The organism is Streptomyces botrytidirepellens (assembly GCF_003721215.1).
Lineage (GTDB): Bacteria > Actinomycetota > Actinomycetes > Streptomycetales > Streptomycetaceae > Streptomyces > Streptomyces himastatinicus.
This window is the reverse complement of record NZ_RIBZ01000485.1, coordinates 1-1,939: the sequence shown is the minus strand read 5'-3', so window position 1 is coordinate 1,939 and position 1,939 is coordinate 1. Positions and strand designations below refer to the sequence as shown.

2 protein-coding genes are annotated in these 1,939 nt (G+C 73.6%); one reads left to right on the top strand and one right to left on the bottom strand.

What is annotated here, in order from left to right:
* Positions 1-1,080: biotin synthase BioB (gene bioB / locus EEJ42_RS31830; RefSeq protein ID WP_123105351.1), on the bottom strand; the 1,080-nt coding region annotated here is incomplete at its 3' end.
* A gap of 201 nt (positions 1,081-1,281) precedes the next feature.
* On the opposite strand from bioB, the gene EEJ42_RS31825 reads away from it, so the two are divergent.
* The coding region (locus EEJ42_RS31825; protein ID WP_123105349.1) for an aminotransferase class I/II-fold pyridoxal phosphate-dependent enzyme at positions 1,282-1,939 on the top strand (658 nt) is incomplete at its 3' end.

Below are 1,939 nucleotides of genomic sequence, written 5' to 3'. Positions count from 1 at the left end.
GTCGCCGCAGGGGGCGCAGCCGCCGCCCTCCGCGCCGTGCGAACCGCAGCCGCCGCCGGCCGCCGCAGCCACGTCGGCGCGGTGCGCGGGCAGCGTCCTGGTGTCCGTGCCCTCCACCTCGAAGCCCGCGTCGGCGATCATGTCCAGGTCGTCCTTGCCCGACTGGCCCTCGGTGGTCAGATAGTCGCCGAGGAAGATCGAGTTCGCCAGGTGCAGGGCCAGCGGCTGGAGCGTCCGCAGATGGATCTCGCGCCCGCCCGCGAGGCGCACCTCCACATCCGGGCACACGAACCGCACCATGGCGAGGATGCGCAGACAGCGCTGCGGGGTGAGGTTCCAGTCCCCGGCCAGCGGGGTGCCCTCGATGGGGATGAGGAAGTTGACCGGCACCGAGTCCGGGTTCAGCTCGCGCAGCGAGAAGACCACGTCGACCAGGTCCTCGTCGCGCTCGCCCATGCCCGCGATCAGCCCGGAGCAGGCCGACATGCCCGCGGACTGGGCCTGCTGCACGGTGGAGACCCGGTCGGCGTAGGTGTGGGTGGTGGTGATGTCGCCGTAGGTGGCCTCGGAGGTGTTGAGGTTGTGGTTGTACGCGTCGGCGCCCGCCTCCCGAAGCCGCTCCGCCTGCCCGTCGGACAGCAGTCCGAGACACGCGCAGATCTCCACGCCCTCGTTCTGTTCCTTGATCGCGGCGATGGTCTTGGAGACCCGGTCCACGTCCCGGTCCGTCGGCCCGCGCCCGCTGGCGACCAGGCAGACCCGCTTGGCGCCGCCCGCGACCCCGGCCTCCGCCGCGGCCGCCGCCTGGTCCGGCTTGAGCCAGGTGTACTTGAGGATCTCGGACGTCGAGCCGAGCCGCTGCGAGCAGTAGCCACAGTCCTCGGGGCACAGCCCGGACTTGAGGTTCACCAGGTAGTTGAGCTTCACCCGCCGCCCGAACCACCGACGGCGCACCTTGCCCGCGGCGGCCACCACATCCAGCACGTCGTCGTCGGAAGTCGCCAATACCGCGAGAGCCTCTGCGCGGGTCGGCGACTCGCCCCGCAGCCCCTTGTCCACCAGCGTGTTCAGCAGGTCCATGGCGGAGATCCTGTCTTACGGCACCGCTCCTGGCCAAGGAGGGACCGTACAAGACGCGGCGTTCGGGGTGTGTGTATTGCCACACCCTGCCCACGCATGGGCACGACTACCTTCTATCCGGACCCCACAGTCGGCGCCCGGCACCCGCCCGGCCGGTGCCCGCCCGTGCCCGCCCGTGCCCGAAGGAAGGCGAGGAAGCCGATGCCCCAGGACCGCCAGGACGACCCGTTCGCGTGGATCGACGCGGCACAGGAGCAGCGCGGGCGTGCCGGGCTGCGGCGCGTGCTCAAGCCGCGGTCCGCCGACTCGCCGCTGCTGGACCTGGCGAGCAACGACTACCTGGGCCTGTCCCGGCACCCCGAGGTGACGGCCGCCGCGGCGGAGGCGGCGCTCCGCTGGGGCGCCGGGTCGACCGGCTCCCGGCTGGTCACCGGGTCGACGGAGCTGCACACGGCGCTGGAGGCGGAGCTGGCCGCGTTCTGCGGCTTCGACGCGGCGCTGGTGTTCTCCTCCGGGTACGCCGCCAACCTGGCCGCGGTCTCGGCGCTGAGCGGGCGGGAGGCGCTCATCGTCTCCGACGCGGGGAACCACGCCTCGCTCATCGACGGCTGCCGGCTCTCCCGCGCCGAGGTCGCCGTCGCCCCGCACGCCGACCCCGACGCCGCGGCCAAGGTGCTCGACGGGGCCCGGAAGGAGGCCCCGGACCGGCGCGCGCTCGTCGTCTCCGACTCCGTCTTCTCGGTGGACGGCGACGTGGCGCCGCTGGCCGGGCTCGCCGCCGCGTGCCGGGCGCACGGCGCGGCGCTGGTCGTGGACGACGCGCACGGCCTGGGGGTGGTGGGCGACGGCGGGCGCGGCG